Annotated in this window: 16 protein-coding genes and 3 pseudogenes; 2 read left to right on the top strand and 17 right to left on the bottom strand. The window is 42.1% G+C overall.

Annotated elements, in window-relative coordinates:
• Positions 1-77: 77 nt before the first annotated feature.
• The 13 genes and pseudogenes from OCV99_RS01625 to rhuM (OCV99_RS18185) form a co-directional block, all read right to left on the bottom strand.
• On the bottom strand, positions 78-341 hold the full coding sequence (locus OCV99_RS01625) for an HPr family phosphocarrier protein (protein WP_158367511.1): 264 nt from the start codon (positions 339-341) through the stop codon (positions 78-80).
• A gap of 17 nt (positions 342-358) precedes the next feature.
• Positions 359-1612, bottom strand: coding sequence for a CdaR family protein (locus OCV99_RS01620; protein ID WP_158367509.1), 1254 nt, complete (start codon positions 1610-1612; stop codon positions 359-361).
• Positions 1590-2474, bottom strand: a complete 885-nt coding sequence (cdaA, locus tag OCV99_RS01615) for a diadenylate cyclase CdaA (protein WP_158367507.1) — start codon at positions 2472-2474, stop codon at positions 1590-1592. Before cdaA ends, OCV99_RS01620 begins: the two co-directional genes overlap by 23 nt.
• A gap of 15 nt (positions 2475-2489) precedes the next feature.
• Positions 2490-3608, bottom strand: coding sequence for a hypothetical protein (locus tag OCV99_RS01610; protein ID WP_158367505.1), 1119 nt, complete (start codon positions 3606-3608; stop codon positions 2490-2492).
• Position 3609: 1 nt separating this feature from the next.
• Positions 3610-4005: a hypothetical protein gene (locus OCV99_RS01605; protein WP_158367503.1), complete on the bottom strand. Its 396-nt coding sequence runs from the start codon at positions 4003-4005 to the stop codon at positions 3610-3612.
• Between the two features lie 57 nt (positions 4006-4062).
• Entirely contained in the window at positions 4063-4794 is a 732-nt protein-coding gene (locus OCV99_RS01600) for a ComF family protein (RefSeq protein WP_227192227.1), read from the bottom strand.
• Positions 4791-7004, bottom strand: a complete 2214-nt coding sequence (gene recD2 / locus OCV99_RS01595) for an SF1B family DNA helicase RecD2 (protein ID WP_158367501.1) — start codon at positions 7002-7004, stop codon at positions 4791-4793. Before recD2 ends, OCV99_RS01600 begins: the two co-directional genes overlap by 4 nt.
• A gap of 5 nt (positions 7005-7009) precedes the next feature.
• Positions 7010-7999: a rod shape-determining protein gene (gene mreB, locus OCV99_RS01590; RefSeq protein WP_158367499.1), complete on the bottom strand. Its 990-nt coding sequence runs from the start codon at positions 7997-7999 to the stop codon at positions 7010-7012.
• Positions 8000-8086: 87 nt separating this feature from the next.
• Positions 8087-10951 carry an excinuclease ABC subunit UvrA gene (gene uvrA, locus OCV99_RS01585; RefSeq protein ID WP_158367497.1) on the bottom strand — a complete coding sequence of 955 codons (2865 nt, stop codon included), beginning with the start codon at positions 10949-10951 and terminating at the stop codon, positions 8087-8089.
• A gap of 15 nt (positions 10952-10966) precedes the next feature.
• Positions 10967-12955 (bottom strand): excinuclease ABC subunit UvrB, encoded by a 1989-nt coding sequence (uvrB, locus tag OCV99_RS01580; RefSeq protein ID WP_158367495.1) that lies wholly within the window; start codon positions 12953-12955, stop codon positions 10967-10969.
• Positions 12956-13022: 67 nt separating this feature from the next.
• Positions 13023-13634: pseudogene (locus tag OCV99_RS01575) on the bottom strand (PDDEXK nuclease domain-containing protein); the annotation flags it as partial.
• A gap of 8 nt (positions 13635-13642) precedes the next feature.
• On the bottom strand, positions 13643-14005 hold the full coding sequence (gene rhuM / locus OCV99_RS01570) for a RhuM family protein (RefSeq protein ID WP_262574497.1): 363 nt from the start codon (positions 14003-14005) through the stop codon (positions 13643-13645).
• A gap of 164 nt (positions 14006-14169) precedes the next feature.
• A pseudogene (gene rhuM / locus OCV99_RS18185) lies at positions 14170-14238 on the bottom strand (RhuM family protein); the annotation flags it as partial.
• Positions 14239-14466: 228 nt separating this feature from the next.
• On the opposite strand from rhuM (OCV99_RS18185), the gene OCV99_RS01560 reads away from it, so the two are divergent.
• Together OCV99_RS01560 and OCV99_RS01555 are read left to right on the top strand one after the other, a co-directional pair.
• Positions 14467-14838 (top strand): BlaI/MecI/CopY family transcriptional regulator, encoded by a 372-nt coding sequence (locus OCV99_RS01560; RefSeq protein WP_158367493.1) that lies wholly within the window; start codon positions 14467-14469, stop codon positions 14836-14838.
• 17 nt (positions 14839-14855) lie between these two features.
• Positions 14856-16652: a BlaR1 family beta-lactam sensor/signal transducer gene (locus tag OCV99_RS01555; protein WP_158367491.1), complete on the top strand. Its 1797-nt coding sequence runs from the start codon at positions 14856-14858 to the stop codon at positions 16650-16652.
• A gap of 50 nt (positions 16653-16702) precedes the next feature.
• On the opposite strand, the gene OCV99_RS01550 is transcribed toward OCV99_RS01555, so the two are convergent.
• From OCV99_RS01550 to OCV99_RS01530, 4 genes and pseudogenes are all read right to left on the bottom strand, one after another.
• Positions 16703-16963 carry a hypothetical protein gene (locus OCV99_RS01550; RefSeq protein WP_158367489.1) on the bottom strand — a complete coding sequence of 87 codons (261 nt, stop codon included), beginning with the start codon at positions 16961-16963 and terminating at the stop codon, positions 16703-16705.
• 19 nt (positions 16964-16982) lie between these two features.
• A complete protein-coding gene (locus tag OCV99_RS01545) occupies positions 16983-17276 on the bottom strand; it encodes a hypothetical protein (RefSeq protein WP_158367487.1) in 294 nt (97 codons plus the stop codon).
• A gap of 17 nt (positions 17277-17293) precedes the next feature.
• Positions 17294-18835 (bottom strand): annotated as a pseudogene (locus tag OCV99_RS01535) (DUF6070 family protein).
• A gap of 303 nt (positions 18836-19138) precedes the next feature.
• A complete protein-coding gene (locus OCV99_RS01530) occupies positions 19139-20818 on the bottom strand; it encodes an ABC transporter ATP-binding protein (RefSeq protein WP_158367485.1) in 1680 nt (559 codons plus the stop codon).
• Between the last annotated feature and the right edge of the window lie 25 nt (positions 20819-20843).

Raw genomic sequence — 20843 nt, 5'->3', positions numbered from 1 at the left:
TCAAACGCTATAATCAACACAGAAACAGGCATTCTGTGATATTGCCGCAAAATGCCTGCTCTGCTAATGAATCATTTTTACTCACCAAGCCCATCCTCAACCGCACTTACCATCGCTGCAAGAGCCTCTCCTTCATCCTCTCCTTCACAGATCAGCTCAATCTCATCTCCCTGTTTCACGCATGCGCCAAGCACACTCAGCACACTCTTAGCATTCGCCTGTGTCGTACCATGCTGAAAAAGAACCTTGCTTTTAAATTTTACCGCTGTGTTGCAAAACATGCCGGCAGGTCTTAAATGAAGGCCTGTAGGGTTGATAATTTTAACCTTTTTGCTAACCATAATTTCCCTCCATTTACTTATTGCTTTTCTTCCAGCTTCACTGCAATTTCCACGTCACCCTCTAATGTACACCCGCTTGGAAGATTTATTTTCACCGGTACAGTATATTCCCCGGCTTCGTCCAAATCCTTCAAATCTATGCTTGCCGCCTGTTCAATGGAAAAGTTTTCTAAAACCTCTTTTTTCCCCCGCACATGCACTTCCAGATCGTCCTGAGTGGCAAAACTCATTTTAAGGCTATCGCTCAAATTCTTTACGGAAATCGAGCCTATCGGGAGATTGAAGCTCTTTGTCCCATCCTTTTCAACAGAGACTGTTACCAGAATATTATTGCCATTCTCATCTACAAGCTTCACATCATCCGGCAGATATGGCTTAATATCTATTGTCATCTCCGTCTTCTTAGATACAGGTTCCGTATCAAATGCTTCCGCGGGAATTTCAATAGCAGAAAGCGATTCCAGCACTTCCTCCTCTCCTGCAATCTGAATTTCCTGCGGTTCATAAACAATATCCGCAATAGAAAATCCATCTTCTGCGACGATGCCGGAAGTATCCACGGAAACAGGCACCGATTTAACCTTCAGAAGGCTAACATGCACACTGACTCCGATATTTCCAAGATTATTGCCAAGCCGCGACTGATCAATCACTTCATTATCGGAATTGTATAAAATAATAGATGATTCCAGGTTTGCATCCTGTGAGAGGCCGGACACGCTCACCTCCGCAACCACTTTCGTAATCGTATTAATAATGGATTCCGGCCCATTCAGCGTAACTTTTTCCGGATCTGCCTTCACTTCACCCAAAAAATATCCGTCTCGGACCGTTCCTGTCGTCGTCGGCGTAATCGGTAGCGTCTTACTTACATTTTCCTCAATCTTCACCTGCAAGTTGCGCGGATTAGTCACCACCTCTTCATAAGAATCTTCATAGCCCGGAATCTGCACTTCGATCGGCACCATCGAATCCAAATGCAGTTCCTTCATATCTGCTATTGCCACAATATCTTCCGCTTTTATTTTGTTCAGCACAGAACGCTTCGCCGTTACTGTAACGTCTACCGCCTGCGTATTATCAACAATCTGATATGTTTTCTTTGTCTCTGCCTGCGTAATGACTTCTTCATGTTCCACCGTCACCGTTATATTTTTATACACCTGATCAATAATCGGATCATCCGTATTTACAACAAACAGCCACAGTAGGAAAGCAATGACAAAAGCTAACAATTTCAATCCTATATTATTTGTCAGACTTTTTTTCATTCATCAGTCTTCCTTTCCATCTTGTTAAAATCCCGGCAGAATCAGCTTTCTTATTCTGAATATGTTCCAGTCTCTTCCAAAGTTCTTCTTTGTCCACTCCCCGGGTCAGTTGTCCTCCCTGAGCCACAGATACCTGACCCGTCTCTTCTGACACCACCACGATCAACGCATCACTAACCTCACTCATTCCAACAGCCGCCCTATGTCTCGTACCCAGGTCTTTACTGAGTCCCATATTATCAGACAACGGCAGATAACAAGTTGCCGACACGATTCTGTCTCCCCGCACAATAATCGCGCCATCGTGCAGTGGCGTATTATGTTCAAAAATATTGATAAGAACCTGCTTTGACACAATGCAGTCCAATTTGATACCCGTACTTTCATATTCTGTCAATTTAATCGCCTGTTCCACCACGATTAAAGCGCCTGTTTTTACTTTGCCCATGCTAAAAGACGCACTCACAATTCCCTCTATCGTCTCATCACCAAACCGCACGCTTTCCCGGTTCATATCAAACGGCACAACCGATGTAAGAAATTTCTTTTCTCCCAGCTTCTCCAGCGCTCTTCTGAGTTCCGGCTGAAACACGACAACCGCAGCCGTAGCCATTACAGTCACAGCATTCTCTGCCAGCCACAAAATCGTATGCATCTGGAAAATGAATGCCAAAAGAATAAAAATACTCAAAACCGTAATTCCCTTTAACAACATCCATGCTTTCGTATTCTTTATCCAAACCACAATCTGATATACAAGAAAAGTAATAATGATAATTTCTACCACATCAGTTATACGCATCTCCGGGAAATACCATCCCTTTACATATTTCGTCAGGAATTGCGTAATCCTCTGTTCCATCCATTCACACCCCGTTTATTTATCTAAATCAAATTCTTTTCTCAGGCTCTGCGTCAAGAGCAGGTGATCCATATTTCCGGTCTTGCCGCCATTTTTCGTTTCCTGCCGCTTTTTACTCTGATGCTTTTTCGCAGACTGGACGGAAGCCTTTCTGCGAATTTCATCTGTATCAATAATCTCCGTCTCAGACACATTTTCTCTTTTGTTAATTCTCTTTACCGTTTTCTCCGGAGCAGCGACAACAATCTTCGGCACTGCTTTTACATAATAGTAATATTCATCGTCTTCAAACTGCATACTTTCACTTCTGGAATAATCCACAGAAAAGAATAGAAATTCCAATACCAGTCCAATCACAATCGCCGCCACATTACCGCCTATCAGCTCCAGATAAGAAGCTCCCACATCCAGAATCATGTCGCCCCCGCCTATAATCAGAATATTCAACAGTGCGCCAACCAGCAGTGCGATCTTCCATGAATGGTCTATAGACATCCTTCTCACCGTATAAGTAACAAGCAGACAAATAGCAAATGCCGCTATAACAACCCACATTTCCTTACTTCGAAACACCTGTTTTGCATAAGTAGTAACCTGCGCGGTAACCTGAGAAACCGCAGATGCATCCTCCGCAGTCGCCAGAGTAGGCGCCGCAGTCTTCACATAATCAATCATATAATACACAAAAGTACCGCAGGTAATCGGAATCACATACGCAGGAGTCCCAAGCAGCCCAAACGCCATCGGAACTGTATAAGGAATCTTCAGCATAAACGCAACCGGCACCAACAGAATGATAATTGCTTTTTTAGGAGTAAACCTGATGTAAAAAATAAACATAATCAAAAAAACTACTGCCGTAACCACAGCCATTCCCATAGATACCGAAAACATATGAAGCAGAATCATTACCGCTGCAGCCAGCACCGTAACGGCAGAAGGCAAAAATGTACACACAACCGCAAGCCCCAGCGTGATAACCGGATTCGTCAGTTCCTTCATAAATCCTATATCACGGTTAATCATATAGAATGTGACCAGCGCCAGCACAAACTGGACTGTTTTATCAACAATCTTTGAATATTTCGCATAGAACCTCTGCAGCTGTCCCTTCAACACAAATAAACTCTCCATCTTACCGCTTCTCCTTTTCGTACATCTTTAATAATCTTATCAAATGATGATTGTATTTTTTAACTCTCGATCTGGCTTCCTGATGTTTGTTATTATAAAACTGATGTGAAGCCACCCCGCCAATAAATACAACCAGAAAATATCCTATTATAATACTGCCAGTCAAAAGGACAATAACTGACAATGTCATATTTGCTGTCAGCGAATCCATGGCAGCAAAACCAATCAAAACAATCAGTAAAATGTACCCAACCGTCATCCAGAGAATGGAATATATTGTATGCACACTTGCGTAATCTTTTCTATAATATGCACTGACCTTAAAATCCTCCTTGCCCTCCTTCTGCTCATAAAGGGCCATCTTCGTCATCAGCTTCACTTTCCGTTCATCTAACATAGTACACCTCTAAACTATACTTTCTCCATTTAAACATCATTTTAAGTATAACAAATATCAGTATCCTTGTCCAATACTTATGGTTAAAAAATACACTTTTTGAACGCCTGCTTTTTTCAATTCCCGTGCAGCACAATCGATGGTATTCCCTGTAGTATAAATGTCATCAATTAATAACACTGATTGCACCGGGGCGAACCCGTCCCGCACCCTAAAGGCATTCCTAAGATTGGTTCTTCTCCCTCTTGCGTTCATTTTCTTTTGTGGATTGGTATTGCGTACCCGCCGGAGATTTTTGGAGTCCACCGGAATGTCCAGTATTTTTCCAAGCTTTTTTGCTACCAATTCAGACTGGTTATATCCTCTCTGTCTTCTTCTTTTTCGATAAAGGGGTATTGGAATAATCAGACAGATTTTCCAACGGCGAACTGCCGATCCATATTGCTCTGCCAGCATTTTCGCATAGAATTCACTATAGATTCTTCGATTCTGATATTTGAAACGATAAACAGAAGCCTGCACATCACCCTGATGCACCCACATTCCGTATCCTCTTTCATATTCATGCTGCCTGTGTGCACAGTCATAACAATACTCTTCTTCATCGCTGCGGATTGGTTTTCCGCATTTCATGCACCTTGGCTCTGCAATAAACAGAAGCTTATCTGCACACGCTCCGCAGATTTCTTCTGCTGTCGTTTTCCCACAGAGGGGACAGGTATGGGGATAAAGAAGCCCCAGGATTTTCCTTCCTCCCTCTGCGATACACTTCATAATTCTTCTTTTCATAAGCAAAATTCTCTGATCCTCTCGGCAAGACTGGTATTTCTGTTCTGCTCATTTGTATTTCTTATCATTTCCTGAAATACCTGCTCACTGCCAACCAACGTCACACATTTTTTTGCCCTCGTCACTGCAGTATACAAAAGATTACGGTGATAAAGCTGCCTTGGGCCCTGGAGAAGCGGAATCACTACTGCCGGATATTCGCTCCCCTGTGCTTTATGTATGGTAATCGCATAGGCAAGTTCCAACTCGTCCAACAGTTCAAAAGGATACGTAACTACTCTATGTTCATCATACTCCACCTGCAAGGTTTCGTCAAATGAATTGATAGCCCTGATGATTCCCATGTCTCCATTGAAAACCCCCATTCCTTTATCAATCGTCATTCCATATTTCGTAGATACTTCCCATTCCAGCTGATAATTATTCTTGATCTGCATTACTTTATCGCCGACACGGAATTTTTTTTCACCAAATTCCTTCTCTTCTTTATTCTGTGCAGGAGGATTCAGGTATTCCTGTAAAATGCCGTTTAAGCGTTCTACTCCCAGCAATCCTTTCCGCATCGGCGTCAATACCTGGATATCATAGGTATCGGCATGAACATATCCCGGCAGCTTCTTTTGAATCAAAGTAAGCAATACACTGATAATTACATTGGCATCCTGCCGCTTCAGGAAAAAGAAATCTCTGCTCTTATTATCCAGTACAACCGGCTCTCCTCTGTTAATTTTATGCGCATTTACAACAATATCGCTTTCGCCTGCCTGACGAAATATTTTTGTCAGCATCACCACCGAAAAGCAATGAGAATCAATCATGTCTTTCAAAACGCTTCCCGGCCCCACAGAAGGAAGCTGATTGCCGTCGCCCACCAGGATCAGCCGCGTTCCTACACATATCGCGCTCAGCAGAGCATGCATCAGCGGCAGATCCACCATTGACATCTCGTCGATAATCACGACATCCGCTTCCAAGGGATTCTCCCTGTTGCGCTGAAACCCATTCTTCTGCTCTTCTTCAGGATTCCCGCTTACCTCCAGCAGTCGGTGAATCGTCTGTGCCTCACACCCGGTGGCTTCCGTCATTCTCTTTGCCGCCCTTCCTGTTGGCGCTGCCAGATAAATATCCATTCCTTCGCTTTCAAAATATCGGATAACAGCATTAATTGTTGTCGTTTTACCTGTTCCCGGACCTCCGGTTAGAATCAGAAGCCCATTCTTCGCCGCCTCAATGACCGCCGTACGCTGCATAGAATCCAACGGAATATCCATATTTTTCTCAATCTGCGCAAGGCGCCGGCTGACAGCAGCGTCTGATTCTTCAAATCTGACATTCAGATCATGAAGCATTTTTGCAGTATTCAGTTCCATATAATAATAATTGGCGGCATATACGCGGCGCTCTTCTTTTTTCTCTTTCAGGATAATCTTCCGTTCCATGGACAAATCCATCAGATATTTTTCAATATGCTCTATCTCTACCCCAAGAAGATCTCCTGTTCTGGCAAGCAAAACCTCCTGGCTCAAATAAACATGGCCTTCGCCGACACTTTGCAGGAGTGTATAGAGAAGCCCGCTTCGGATGCGATAATCGGAATCCGTATGTATCCCCACTTTCCCGGCTATCTCATCTGCCGTCTTAAATCCAATTCCGGCAATGTCATCTGCCATTTGATAGGGATTTTCTTCAATCACGCGATAAATTCCATTTCCATACCGTTGATAGATTTTTGCTGCAAGGGAAGTAGAAATGCCATATTTCTGAAGAAATATCATTGCTTTACGCATATCCTTCTTTTCTTCTACCTGCACGGCAATTTCCCTTGCCTTGCGCTCGCTGATTCCTTTAATCTCTGCCAGCCGCTCCGGCTCTTCTTCAATAATCCGAAAAGTATCTTCTTTAAATTTTCGCACAATCCTCCCTGCAAGCGCTGCTCCTAAACCTTTTACAGCTCCTGAACCAAGATAACGCTCAATAGAAATCAAATCTTCCGGCTCGCACACTTCCGATTCCTTCACCTGAAGCTGCACGCCATAGAGACTGTGATTCACATAATCGCCGCGAAGCTTTAAAAGCTCTCCCTCAGCAATATAGTGAAATGTCCCTACACAGGTCAGCTCGCCATCATCATTATTCAAATGAAATACCGTATATCCATTATCCTCATTTCTAAATACAATATGCTCTACATATCCTTTTATTTCTTCCATAGTTCCTAAAAATCCCTGCGTCCTGCCATAAATTCCACATACTGACCTGTCCCTATTGCCACTACCTTCATGGGTTCTTCAGCCGTCATCGTATTGATTCCTGTCTTTTCACCAATCAATTCTTCCAGGCCACGGAGCATCGCCCCTCCGCCCGTAAGCATAATTCCCCGGTCAAGGATATCAGCCGACAACTCCGGCGGCGTTTTCTCCAGAACTCCAATCACAGCATTTACAATCTGCCCCGTAGCATCCCGAAAAGCTTCCTCTGTCTCAGAGGACGTTACGGTAATTGTCTTAGGCAGTCCCGTTACCAGATTTCTTCCTCTTACCTCCATGGTTTCTTCTTCCACAAGAGGATAGGTCGTACCAATCTTAATCTTAATATCTTCCGCCGTCTGGTCCCCGATTAAAAGATTATGCTTCTTACGGATATATCTGACAATTGCCTCATCAAAATCGTCACCGGCTATCTTAATCGAAGTGTTGACAACTGTACCCCCAAGAGAAATAACAGCTATATCTGCAGTACCGCCTCCAATATCTACAATCATATTGCCGCAAGGCTTGGAAATATCAATTCCGGCGCCGATTGCAGCCGCAACCGGTTCTTCAATCAAAAGGACTTCCCTTGCTCCTGCCGCATAGGTCGCTTCTTCTACCGCCTTTCTCTCTACTTCTGTCACACCGCTTGGCACACAGATACTGATACGCGGCTTTTTGAATGTCCGCCTTCCCATTGCCTTCTGCACAAAATATTTTATCATTTTTTCCGTTACGGTATAATCTGAGATCACGCCTTGTCTAAGTGGTCTGACCGCTACAATATTGCCCGGCGTTCTCCCCAGCATCAGGCGCGCTTCCTCACCAATCGCTTTGATAGAATTTGTATCTCTGTCAAATGCCACGACAGACGGTTCCTTTAATATAACACCCTTACCTTTCACATATACAAGAACACTGGCTGTTCCAAGATCAATTCCAATATCCACTGACATCCCCGTTCCCCTTTCGTTCTGCTCTATCTGTTACCAAGTGCTAAGCACTTCTTATATCTTACCATGTTTTTCTAAAATAAAAAGCCATTATTTCTTATTTTCATCAGCATAGTATCTGTCAAGCATTCCTCTGATATACTTTCCGGTATAGGAAGCAGGGTTATCCGCCACTTCTTCCGGTGTGCCTTCTGCAATCACGGTTCCACCCTTATCGCCGCCCTCCGGCCCGATATCAATAATATAATCTGCCGTCTTAATCACATCCAGATTGTGTTCAATAACAATTACAGTATTTCCATCTGACGCAAGTCTTCTCAGAATCTCCGTCAGCTTATGCACATCTGCAAAATGAAGTCCCGTCGTTGGCTCATCCAAAATATAAATCGTCTTCCCTGTGCTTCTTTTGCTTAGTTCCGTCGCAAGTTTTATCCTCTGAGCCTCTCCTCCGGACAACGTAGTAGAAGGCTGTCCCAGCCGAATATAAGACAATCCCACATCATAAAGAGTTTCCATCTTCCTTCGGATACTTGGTACATGTTCAAAGAAATGCATGGCCTCTTCCACAGTCATATCCAGTACATCATAAATATTCTTCCCCTTGTAGTGTACCTCCAAGGTCTCCCGATTATACCTTTTTCCCCCACACACTTCACATGGGACATAGACATCCGGCAGAAAATGCATCTCTATCTTCAGAATTCCATCACCGGCACATGCCTCGCAGCGCCCGCCTTTTACATTAAAACTAAAACGTCCTTTTTTATATCCCCGGGCTTTTGCATCTGGTGTCGCAGCAAAAAGATCCCGAATCAAATCAAACACCCCGGTATACGTTGCAGGATTGGAACGCGGCGTCCGGCCAATGGGAGACTGATCAATATTGATTACCTTGTCAAGCTGCCGTATTCCTTCAATCTTCTTATGCTTCCCGGGAATCGTCCTCGCGCGGTTCAATTCCTTAGCAAGGGTCTTATACAGGATCTCATTCACCAATGAACTCTTTCCTGAACCGGATACTCCTGTCACACAGGTCATCACGCCAAGTGGGAATTTCACATCAATATTTTTCAGGTTATTTTCCTGTGCTCCTACAACCTTCAGCCAGCCCGTCGGCGTTTTCCGCTCTTCCGGCACCGGAATCCGAATCCTTCCGCTTAGATAAGCTCCCGTAATTGATTTCTCATTTTTCATAATATCCTGCGCCGTACCCTGGGCAATCACTTCCCCACCATGCTCTCCGGCTCCCGGTCCAATATCCACCACGCAATCTGCTGCCAGCATCGTATCCTCGTCATGTTCTACCACAATGACAGAATTTCCTAAATCCCGCAAATGATTCAAGGTTGCCAGAAGCTTATCATTATCCCGCTGATGAAGCCCAATACTCGGCTCATCTAAAATATATGCCACACCCACCAAACCAGAACCTATTTGTGTTGCTAACCGGATCCTCTGCGCTTCTCCTCCTGACAAAGAGCCTGTTGCCCTCGCCAACGTCAGATAATCCAGCCCTACGTCCAACAGAAACTGCAGTCTTGCCTTGATTTCCTTTAATATCTGATCCCCGATCAAGTGCTGCTGCCTGGTAAGTTCCAGTGTATCAAGAAATTTCTGCAGTTTATCAACCGACAGAGCTGTAATCTCCGCAATATTCTTCTCTCCCACAGTAACCGCCAGCGCACTTTTTTTCAGCCTCTGGCCGCCGCACTCATGGCACGGTGTAATCCGCATAAACTCTTCATATTCCGCTTTCATTATCTCGGAGCCCGTCTCTCTGTACTTACGCTCCATATTGCGGATCAACCCTTCAAACGCAACATCATAAACACCTTCCCCACGCTGCCCTTTATAGTGTACTTTCACTTCCCTTCCATTCGTACCATGAATCAGGATATCATGAATTTCCTGAGGGTACTCCTCAAAAGGCGTATCCAATGAGAAGTGGTACTCCTCCGTAAGCGCATCCAGGATTGCACGTGTAAAACTTCCTTTCGATGTACAGGACTGCCATCCCATGGCAGCAATCGCCCCCTGGTTAATGCTCAACGACTTATCCGGTATCATTAGGTCTTCATCAAATTCCATTTTATACCCCAGACCGAAACACACCGGACATGCTCCAAAAGGATTGTTAAAGGAAAAACTTCTCGGCTCAATCTCATCAATGCTGATTCCACAGTCAGGGCAGGAGAAACTCTGGCTGAAATTAATCGGTTCTCCCCCGATAACGTCTACGATCAGCAAACCTTCTGCCAGGTGCAGCACGCTCTCTACAGAATCTGTAAGCCTCTTTTCAATCCCCGGCTTCACTACAAGACGGTCCACGATAATCTCAATATTATGCTTAATATTCTTGTCAAGTGCGATCTCTTCTGACAATTCATATAAATTCCCATCCACACGCACACGGACATATCCGCTTTTCCTTGCCTGTTCAAATAACTTTGCGTGGTATCCCTTTCTTCCTCTGACTACCGGTGCCAAAAGTTGGATCTTCGTCCCCTGGGGAAGCTCCATAATCTGATCTACCATCTGGTCTACCGTCTGCTTCTTAATTTCCCTGCCACATTTCGGGCAATGTGGAATTCCTATCCTGGCATAAAGCAGCCGGAAATAATCGTAAATCTCTGTCACGGTTCCCACTGTTGATCTGGGATTCCGATTCGTTGACTTCTGGTCGATGGAAATAGCAGGCGACAGTCCCTCAATGCTTTCCACATTCGGCTTCTCCATCTGTCCCAGAAACTGTCTCGCATAAGAAGACAGCGACTCCATATATCTTCTTTGTCCTTCTGCATAAATCGTGTCAAAGGCAAGCGAAGATTTTCCCGACCCGGAAAGCCCGGTCAGCACTACCAGCTCATTTCTCGGAATATCCAAATCAATATTCTTCAGGTTGTGTTCGTTCGCTCCTCTGATTTTTATATACTGCTTATTATTATCTAATGTCATCTTTTTTTGCCCTTCTTAATCTTTTATATCATTCAGCTGTATTTTTAATTCCGTCATTTTATCCCGCAGCTCTGCCGCCGCCTCAAAATTCAGTTCTGCGGCTGCCTTTTTCATCTGTTTCGTAATATCTTTAATCAGCTTCTCCAGTTCTTCTTTATTCATAGATTCCGGATCCTTCTCCATGCGGAGCTCTTCTGCCGCAACCTTCTTGGAAATGCTAATCAAATCCCTGACCGACTTATGGATAGACTGCGGAGTAATCCCATGCTCTTCGTTATACTGCATCTGAATCCGGCGTCTTCTCTTCGTTTCTTCAATCGCCACCTTCATAGAATCTGTCATATTATCCGCATACATAATGACATGGCCTTCTGAATTACGCGCCGCACGCCCTACCGTCTGTATCAGCGAAGTCGTAGAACGCAGGAAGCCTTCTTTATCCGCATCCAGGATTACCACCAGGGCAATTTCCGGAATATCAAGCCCTTCCCGCAGCAAATTAATTCCTACCAATACATCAAACACATCCAGACGCATATCCCTTACAATCTCTGCCCGTTCCAGCGTATCAATATCAGAATGAAGATATTTCACCCGGATACCAAGCTCCTTCATATAATCCGTCAGATCCTCAGCCATCCTTTTGGTAAGCGTTGTCACCAGGATTTTATGCTTCTTTGCAATCTCCCGATTCACTTCTCCCACAAGGTCATCAATCTGCCCTTCTACGGGACGCACTTCTATCTCCGGATCCAAAAGCCCTGTCGGGCGGATTACCTGTTCCGCACGGAGCAGTTCATTGCGCTCCTCATAAGATCCCGGCGTCGCTGATACGAACAGAACCTGATTAATCTTACTCTCAAACTCATCAAAACTCAAGGGTCTGTTGTCCAATGCCGACGGCAGACGAAATCCATACTCTACCAGCGTCCGTTTCCTGGACTGATCCCCGTGATACATCCCGCCCACCTGCGGCACCGTCATATGCGACTCGTCAATCATCATAATGAAATCATCCGGGAAATAATCAATCAGTGTATGAGGTGGCTGTCCCGGCGCAAGCCCTGTCAGATGTCTGGAGTAATTCTCAATACCGGAACAGAATCCCGTCTCCCGCATCATCTCAATATCGAAATTCGTCCGTTCAGAAATTCTCTGCGCTTCCAGTAGTTTCCCTTCCCCTTTGAAGTACCGGATCTGCTCTTCCAGTTCCACCTCAATATCAGCAATCGCACGATCCATACTTTCCTTAGATACCACATAGTGGGAAGCAGGAAAGATTGCCACATGGTTCAACGAGCTCTTAATCTCTCCCGTCAAAACGTCTATCTCTGTAATTCTGTCCACTTCATCTCCGAAAAATTCTATCCGGTACGCCACATTTTCCGTGTACGCCGGAATAATCTCCAACACATCACCCCGTACACGGAACGTCCCTCTGTGAAAGTCCATCTCGTTCCTGTCGTATTGAATTTCGATCAGCTTGCGGATTACGTCGTCCCTGTCTTTTTCCATACCGGGCCGCAAGGAAATCACCATCTCCTGATAATCAATGGGTGAACCCAAACCGTAAATACAGGATACGCTGGCAACAATGATAACATCTCTACGCTCAGAGAGCGCTGCCGTAGCAGAATGACGCAGCTTGTCAATCTCATCATTAATAGAAGAATCCTTAGCAATGTAGGTATCTGATGAGGGTACATAAGCCTCCGGCTGGTAGTAATCATAATAGGAGACAAAATACTCCACCGCATTGTTGGGAAAAAACTCCTTAAATTCACCGTATAACTGCGCCGCAAGCGTCTTATTATGGGCGATGATAAGGGTTGGTTTATTTAATTGTTGAATGACGTTGGCCATCGTAAAGGTCTTGCCTGAGCCTGTGACACCTAAGAGGGTCTGGCACTGGTTGCCTTCTTTAAAGCCTTTTACTAATTGTTCGATCGCCTGCGGCTGATCGCCGGTGGGGGCGTATTCTGATACTAATTCAAAATGATCCATATAATACTCCTCTATGTTTGAATCCTCGAGAAAAACTCGATAGTCACTTTATCTCATACAACACAATTTATTCTGTATCCTTTTCATTTAACAACATCCTCAATTTTTCTTTACTCGGCAAAACAGTTTGATATTTGCTTGCAAAGATTTGATTATTGTCCTTAGGCAGTGTCATTTCTACAATTGCATCTTTCTTATCTTTACAAATAATAATACCAACAGTTGGATTTTCATCTTCCAGTTTTACTTTCCGATCATAATAATTAACATACATCTGCATTTGTCCTATATCTTGATGCTTCAATTGTCCAATTTTCAAATCAAACAATACAAAACAACGAAGTAAACGATTATAAAATACTAAATCTACTCTAAAGTGCTCCTCTTCAAACGTAAACCTTACTTGCCTTCCAACAAAAGTAAACCCTCTTCCTAGTTCCAACAAAAATTTTTGTAAATTATCTATGATTTTAGATTGACCTTCCATTGCAAGGCGCATTACTTCCTCTTTATTTCTGCTTAACGCCAATCGTTCATATAAAGAGCTTCCATATTGTCGTGCCAATTCATCTTTGCTCCAGCCATTTCTATACGCTTCTATCTCATAAAAATGTCTCTCATCTATATTAGAAATTCTCATCAAAATAATATAGTGCGACCAACTAAGATAAAATCTTCTCATTAACTTTAAATTATCATAGCCCACTTTCGAAACTGAACTGCTCTCGGGGAATCCACTTTATTTCCTACAGCTATAATCGCTTTTAAATTATAATGGTTCGTATTATAGTTTTTCCCATCATCGGCAGTTATTCGAAATTTTCGAATAACTGAATTTTCATCCAACTCACCATCTGCAAATATTTTTTTCAGGTGATAATTAATTGTATGTGTTTCCACATTATAAAGCAGACCCATCATTTTCTGTGTAAGCCAGACATTCTCTTCAAAATATATCGCATTTACATCGCTTTCACCAGTAGCCGTAATAAAAGTCAAGTATTCCGCTGCTGAAGAACGTATGATTGATACTTCGTTTTTCTTTTTCATAATTCGCTTCCCTTCTTAGAACATTCAATATGATTTTTCTATTACTTCTTGTCAAATACAATGATTTCTTTTATTCCCTTTACGAATGGAGGTCACTAAACCCATTCAGTCCAAATAGTTTTATCCTGTCCATTCAATCCGTATAGTCCACAAAATATGGGGCAAATACGAAATTGTGTTCCACGATGAGATTTCACACGATACCCAACCGAAATTATCACATCCAAATTATATCATTTTCAAAGGTTCTACAAAATTTTAAAAACGAGTTCCAAGAACAAGTGTTCTATATAATATTACTCTATGTTTTTGTTTGTGTCAATCCATATTAACACATTCTAATAGTAATTTCATTTCATCTGTTAAGGATCCATCTAATACTTTTATAGCATCCCTTTGACTTTTCCAACAAATCTTTATATAATATCTTTATTACATATGTAAGATTTGGAGGGAATTCTATGAGTAAATTACCACAAATTTCAGAGGCAGAGTTTGAAGTCATGAAAGTTGTATGGAAATATGCCCCTATCAGCACAAATGAAGTGACTGATAAGCTAACAAAAACTACCAACTGGAGTCCGAAAACCATACAGACCATGTTAAAAAGACTGGTTGCTAAGAAAGCTCTTACCTACGAAAAACAAAGTCGTGTATTTGTTTACACACCTTTAGTAGATGAAGGCGAATATATCCGTCAGGAAAGCAATTCTTTTCTGAAACGGTACTATAACGGCAACATCTCTGCCATGTTGTCTTCTTATCTTGAAAATGATGATTTGTCCAAAGAGGAAATTACTTCACTGCGTCATCTTCTATCTGAGCATAAGTAATAAAGGAGGCGGTCTGCTTGTATCACTTTGGGATTCATTTCCTTATATGCAATGTACTGATATGCTTATTTATCGGCATCATTATTACTTTCAAGCGGTTGTTGAGGAATCATTTATCCGCCCGTATGCAGTACAATCTTTGGTTCATACTGCTAGTTATTCTTGCAATACCTTTCCTGCCAATCCGTTCCTTGCCCGTTACATCTTTCCTTTCATGGTACAACTTTCAATGGGGAACACAGGCAGAAAATGCAGTTACAGATATGTCCGGCACAACTCTCGCTGCTTCAGATTCTGCTTTCAGCAAAGTGAATGACTTTGCAGTTTCTGTCAGCAGCCAAACTCCATCCTATGTAAATACGTTTCTTTTGGTTATTTGGGGAATTGGAATATTTGCAATGATATTACTGATTTGTCGCTCATTGAAACGACTGCGTACCATAGAACAATCTGCACTGCCACTGCAAAACAAACAAGTAAAAGTAATCTTTCAAAACTGTATTGCTGAATCCGGAATTAAGAAGGAAATTCCTGTGTACAGTACTGCTTTTTTGAAATCTCCGGTAACTGTCGGTTTTATCAAACCCCGTATTTACATTCCGATCCATCTGATTTCCGACTTGCACCCGGCAGATATGCGTTTTATGATTTTACATGAGCTGCAGCACTATCGATATAAAGATGCCCTGATCGGACATATTATGAATCTGATTGGTATTTTGTATTGGTTTCATCCTCTGATCTGGTATTCCTTAAAGGAAATGCGCTGCGACAGAGAAATTGCCTGTGACTGTTCTGTACTGCAACTACTAAACGAAACTGATTATGAGGCATACGGAAATACATTGATTAATTTTGCAGAAAAAATATCTCTGTCGCCATTTCCATTTGCCACCGGAATCAGCGGCAGTATGAAACAAATGAAAAAGAGAATTTTAAGCATTGCAAATTTCAAAAAGCAACCCCTGACCCAAAAAATACAGGGAATCATCGCATTTGTCTTTGTTGCCTGCCTATTGTTAGGGTGTGCGCCGGTTCTTTCTATTCATGCCTCCGGCTATGACCAATACAATTTCAATGAAGATGAGAAAAATATCACTTATATTGACCTGACACGAAATTTTGACGGGTACGAGGGCTGTTTTGTCCTATACGATTCCAATGCAGGCTCATGGAACATATACAATAGGGATTCAGCACAAAAACGTATAGCGCCAAATTCCACTTACAAAATTTATGATGCTCTGCTAGGTTTAGAAAATGACATCATCACACCGCAACATTCTAACATGGTATGGAACGGAGAAGATTATCCTTTTGATGCCTGGGAAGCGGATCAAAATTTAAATTCTGCTATGCAAAATTCCGTAAACTGGTACTTTCAATCCATTGATTCACAAATAGGACTTGATTCTGTAAAAAAATATCTGCATGAAATAGGATACGGAAATCAAACAGCAAGCACCGATACGGATTTATACTGGACAGACGATTCTCTGAAAATATCTGCGCTGGAACAGATTGAAATGTTAGAGGAATTTCATGATAACGAATTTGAATTTTCTCCTGAAAATATAGCGGCTGTAAAAAATTCCATTCTCCTGATTTCTAACAGCGAAGGTTCATTTTACGGGAAAACAGGAACCGGACGTGTCGATGGGCAGGACGTGAACGGATGGTTTATCGGTTTTCTTGAAAAATCCGGAAATGTCTATTATTTTGCCACAAATATTCAAGGTGAATCTGAGACAACCGGAAGCAAGGCGGCAGAGATCACTACATCCATTCTCTCTGATCTGCAAATATGGAACTAATCTGCTATCTCCTTAACATTCTTTGATCATATATTCTACAGGGGAGACTGTTATATGCTTATCAGTCTCCCCTGTAACTTCGTCTCTAACCATTCCTGCGCCTGCTTTTTGCAAGGCATTGTGTTCCCATATTGTTTCACATATTCCATGTATTTTTTAGCCGACTCCTGCTCTCCCAATTTATCATAGCAGCCCCCTAATAAATAATTTCGAATCACTTCATTATAAAGAAATTTCTCTTTATCTCTACTTAAAAGTTCTTCTGCCTTTAGATACTGTTTCTCTAAAATAAGCTTTTCTGCAATAAACATTCTGTTTTTCCAAAAAACCTTATGCATTGCAAACATCGCTTATTGACGCACCGTCATTACGCAATTCAAAATCTGCCTGAACTATTTTTCTATTATTCCCCACAAGAACCAACCTTCCGCTTACCGATCCAAATGGCCAGTCTGGCTCTCCGATTTGCTGAAGCGTCAACTCATAGTTTTGATTAGGAGAAACCGAAACATCACAGTCAATTTTCTTGCAATTTGTTACATAAAAAAGGCTCAAATAAAACACAGCAGCCAGTATGACAATTATGCCCACAAAATATATTATAATTTTAATTCCTTTTTTCATTTGGTTACCTCATACAACTACTTTACCTGAATACGGTATTGGTAATCCGGTATGTTTTGTATTCCATCATCAAGTATTTCATTTCTCAAATATTGAAAAGTTCCATCGTCTTTAAATTGTACAGTAAGTTCATGTGTGATAACTGCGTCATTACAAATAACCATATCGCATACTGCTTCTACCGTTAATGTCATCGTTCCGTCATCATTTTCCCGTATCCCCGTCACTTCCGGCATAGAGATTCCAAAATATGTAGGCGTATAATTCGCATCTGTTTCATTTACTGTTTCAGATAAACTATTTTGGGGTTGTTCCGCTATTTTAACCACTTTATATCTTCCAAATCACGATACCTCCTTATCTTACTCCTGCTTTCCTCCGTAGTATATCTCCCATTCTTCATCTGTCAGACGGGGCATATACCAGACCGGCTCTTGCTTTTCTCCTGTCTCAATCACTTGATTTGATACATATTGATACCGTCCATCTTCTAACGGACGTACAACTAATTCACTGAAAAAAGCCTGATCCTGCTTTTCTCTTTCCCAAACTGCCTTTATTGTCAATTTTACTGTCCCATCTCTTTGTTCTTCATAAGCAATCACTTCTGGATATGGCTCATATGGAAATTCGGCATCATATAGACCTCTCGCCCGATAGCGATATGTCTGTCGCTCTGTATTATAGACGGTATGATTTTCGATTTCCTGACTCTCTATTTGAAAATACATCTGGATTACCTCTTCAAAATCTGATTTCGGTATCTCATACTCCGTTCCATTATAATTATTTTCATAAGAAACATAACTGCCAGTTTCCAAATAATACAAGATTTCATACATATCATAAAAATCTAAATCCGCATAATTCTGTTCATTCCAATCTGTAATCAACATATTGTTGCATTCGTACCCAATCGGCATCACATATTTCCGATTCAATTCCCTGCAAGTTTTATCAAGGGGCATGACACGAAATCCTTTTTGTCCCGGAGCACCGTCATAGCCGAACGGATGATATTCTTCAATAAAAAGGTAACCTCCATCTGTGTATTTCCATGTGTATGCAGAAAATTCATGATAGTAAGTCACTTCGGGGAACCCTTCTTCCCACCGAACTGTAACTAGCGTTACTTTTATTTCTCCTTTAGCTGCGTTCAGATAATAATGTACAAATCCATCTAATGATAACAATGAGACAATATCTATCTCCGCATTTTCTCCATTCCGAGCACTTTCACAAAATTTTATTACTCTCTCGTAATGAACCATATCAATCTGATTTTCTCCGTCTACTGCTACATATCCCGCACTTCCCAGACAATTTATAATTTCTTCCTCTATTTCCAGTATATCCAAAGCATTTTCTTCTACTGCTCTTTCATAAATATCTCTGTAAATTTCCGCCACTTTTATGGAATTATCGCAAACACTCGACTGGCTTTCACTCATATCCTGCTTCTCTGTGTTATCTTGCATTTCATTTGCAGCTTCTTTTCTACAACCAGTACATATGCATAATACAACAAAAATAAATCCCAAAATCTTTTTGGTTTTCATACCAATCTCCTTTCTTACGATTGTAATATTTAAAATTAAATTTTTTAGGTTCCATTTGATATAACAGGTTTATTAAATATTACATCTGTAATATTTAAAAGTCAAGTATATATTGCTATCTCTTTCCCTCTTATACTCGCTCCATAACTACTAAATACAATTCCAGGCGGATTAGGGACTTTCACCCGTCAGAACGTGCGCCACCGGGCACACCAAAAAAAGACGCATGAAATGGTAACATCTCACACGCCTTAATACTTCCTCATCTCTCCTCATTTAAAATTGTCAGCACTCCATTTGGAGTTACATTACCCACTCCTGATTCTGTGTCTGAAGTCTTACCATCCGGGCGTAAAAACCATCCTTTTTAAGAAGCATATCGGGATGCCCTTGTTCTGCCACCCTTCCGTCTGCAAGCACCACAATCTTATCCGCTCCAGCTACGGTACGCATACGATGTGCAATAATCATCACTGTCTTGTTTTCAATCAACCTTGACAAAGATTCCTGAATCAGTGTTTCGTTCTCTACGTCAAGAGAAGCGGTTGCTTCGTCCATAAGAATAATCGGTGCATTTTTCAGAAATGCTCTTGCAATGGAAATACGCTGGCGTTCTCCTCCTGAAAGTTCACAGCCATTTTCTCCAATCATGCTGCGATAGCCGTCCGGCAGCTTTGCAGCAAATTCATCTACATTTGCAAGTCTTGCCGCCGCAAGGACTTCCTCATCTGTTGCATCTTTCCGGCCCAGGCGGATATTTTCCATAATGGTGTTATTAAACAAAGTAACATCCTGAAACACAATGGAATACAGCGACATCAGTGTTTCCGGATCAATCTCCGAGATATCCATGCCTCCCACACTGATTTTTCCTTTCTGTATATCCCAAAATCTTGCAGCAAGACGTGACACCGTTGTTTTCCCGCCGCCGGATGGACCCACTAAAGCGGTAACCTCTCCTTGTTTTGCAGTAAAAGATACATCCTTTAATACCGTTTCCCCACTATTATAAGAAAACCCCACATTTTCAAAGGTAATATCGTATCCCTGGTTTGTCAATCTGTCCGTTCCTCCTTGCTCAGGATAACTTAAGATTTCATCCATCCGTCTGCACTGGATATTCAACATCATCATAACTGCCACCAGATTATCCAAAGCAGCAATCAGCGGGTCATAGACACGAGAAACCAATATCAAAAATGCAAAGAATGTAAGCAGGGTAATCTGTCCGGAAGCCAGCAGCATTCCTCCGGCCAAGACTGTAGTAGCAATTCCTATCTTTAATACCATTCTGGCTGAAGTGTTGTATACTGCATGCGTAAGCTCACTGAATACGGTCTGTTTTTCAACCAGCTTTATTTTTTCATCCAACCCTTTCAAATATTCCTGCTCCGCATTATTGGCCTTTAAGTCCTTCATAGCTTCCAGGCACTCTTGTATTCCATCAGAGCAGGAGACCTGAGATGCATTCACTTTTCGCTCCGATTTCCTCATTGAACCCGATGCAAGAATCAGAATGCCAAAAGAAACCGGCAATACCCACAAAGAAGCAAGAGCCATTTTCCAATTAAAAATAAAGATACCAACCGCAATCAACAGTGTCGATACAACGGAGCCAATCAGCTCCGGGACCCAATGTGACAAGCCGCTTTCCAGAGAAGCGCAGTCGCCCATAATAACATTCGTTAAGTCCGCCAAATCCTTCTTTCCGAAAAAAGCCAGAGGGATTTTTCTTAATTTTTCCGCGAGGGCAAGCCTGCGTACTCCGCTTTCTACATAGGTAGCAAAAAAAGTCGCATTATATTGAAGATAATAGGTGAAACATATAATTCCAAGCGCAAGGATGATACCTCCTATGTAAAATGCAATTTTCCCATTCGGTATTCCTCCATCCAACAGGTCACTGACAAGGTTGTACAAAAGAATTACCGGAATCATCATAGAAATATTATGCAGAATACATGCAAGAAACGCCTTAACCATGTCCTTTGCCCCTTTCTCGGACAGG

The sequence above is a fragment of the Dorea acetigenes genome, assembly GCF_025567385.1.
GTDB lineage: Bacteria > Bacillota > Clostridia > Lachnospirales > Lachnospiraceae > Claveliimonas > Claveliimonas acetigenes.
Note: the sequence above shows the minus strand (reverse complement) of the source record. Positions and strands in the feature narration are given on the sequence as shown.

Bases quoted from the DNA above. Each gene is read 5' to 3' on its own strand.
- OCV99_RS01625 (WP_158367511.1), bottom strand. From the start codon at position 341: ATGGTTAGCAAAAAGGTTAAAATTATCAACCCTACAGGCCTTCATTTA.
- rhuM (WP_262574497.1), bottom strand. From the start codon at position 14,005: ATGAAAAAGAAAAACGAAGTATCAATCATACGTTCTTCAGCAGCGGAA.
- OCV99_RS01530 (WP_158367485.1), bottom strand. From the start codon at position 20,818: ATGGTTAAGGCGTTTCTTGCATGTATTCTGCATAATATTTCTATGATG.
- cdaA (WP_158367507.1), bottom strand. From the start codon at position 2,474: ATGGAACAGAGGATTACGCAATTCCTGACGAAATATGTAAAGGGATGG.
- recD2 (WP_158367501.1), bottom strand. From the start codon at position 7,004: ATGGAAGAAATAAAAGGATATGTAGAGCATATTGTATTTAGAAATGAG.
- uvrA (WP_158367497.1), bottom strand. From the start codon at position 10,951: ATGACATTAGATAATAATAAGCAGTATATAAAAATCAGAGGAGCGAAC.
- OCV99_RS01545 (WP_158367487.1), bottom strand. From the start codon at position 17,276: ATGAAAAAAGGAATTAAAATTATAATATATTTTGTGGGCATAATTGTC.
- OCV99_RS01610 (WP_158367505.1), bottom strand. From the start codon at position 3,608: ATGGAGAGTTTATTTGTGTTGAAGGGACAGCTGCAGAGGTTCTATGCG.
- OCV99_RS01560 (WP_158367493.1), top strand. From the start codon at position 14,467: ATGAGTAAATTACCACAAATTTCAGAGGCAGAGTTTGAAGTCATGAAA.
- OCV99_RS01600 (WP_227192227.1), bottom strand. From the start codon at position 4,794: ATGAAAAGAAGAATTATGAAGTGTATCGCAGAGGGAGGAAGGAAAATC.
- uvrB (WP_158367495.1), bottom strand. From the start codon at position 12,955: ATGGATCATTTTGAATTAGTATCAGAATACGCCCCCACCGGCGATCAG.
- OCV99_RS01605 (WP_158367503.1), bottom strand. From the start codon at position 4,005: ATGTTAGATGAACGGAAAGTGAAGCTGATGACGAAGATGGCCCTTTAT.
- OCV99_RS01620 (WP_158367509.1), bottom strand. From the start codon at position 1,612: ATGAAAAAAAGTCTGACAAATAATATAGGATTGAAATTGTTAGCTTTT.
- mreB (WP_158367499.1), bottom strand. From the start codon at position 7,999: ATGTCAGTGGATATTGGAATTGATCTTGGAACAGCCAGTGTTCTTGTA.
- OCV99_RS01550 (WP_158367489.1), bottom strand. From the start codon at position 16,963: ATGTTTATTGCAGAAAAGCTTATTTTAGAGAAACAGTATCTAAAGGCA.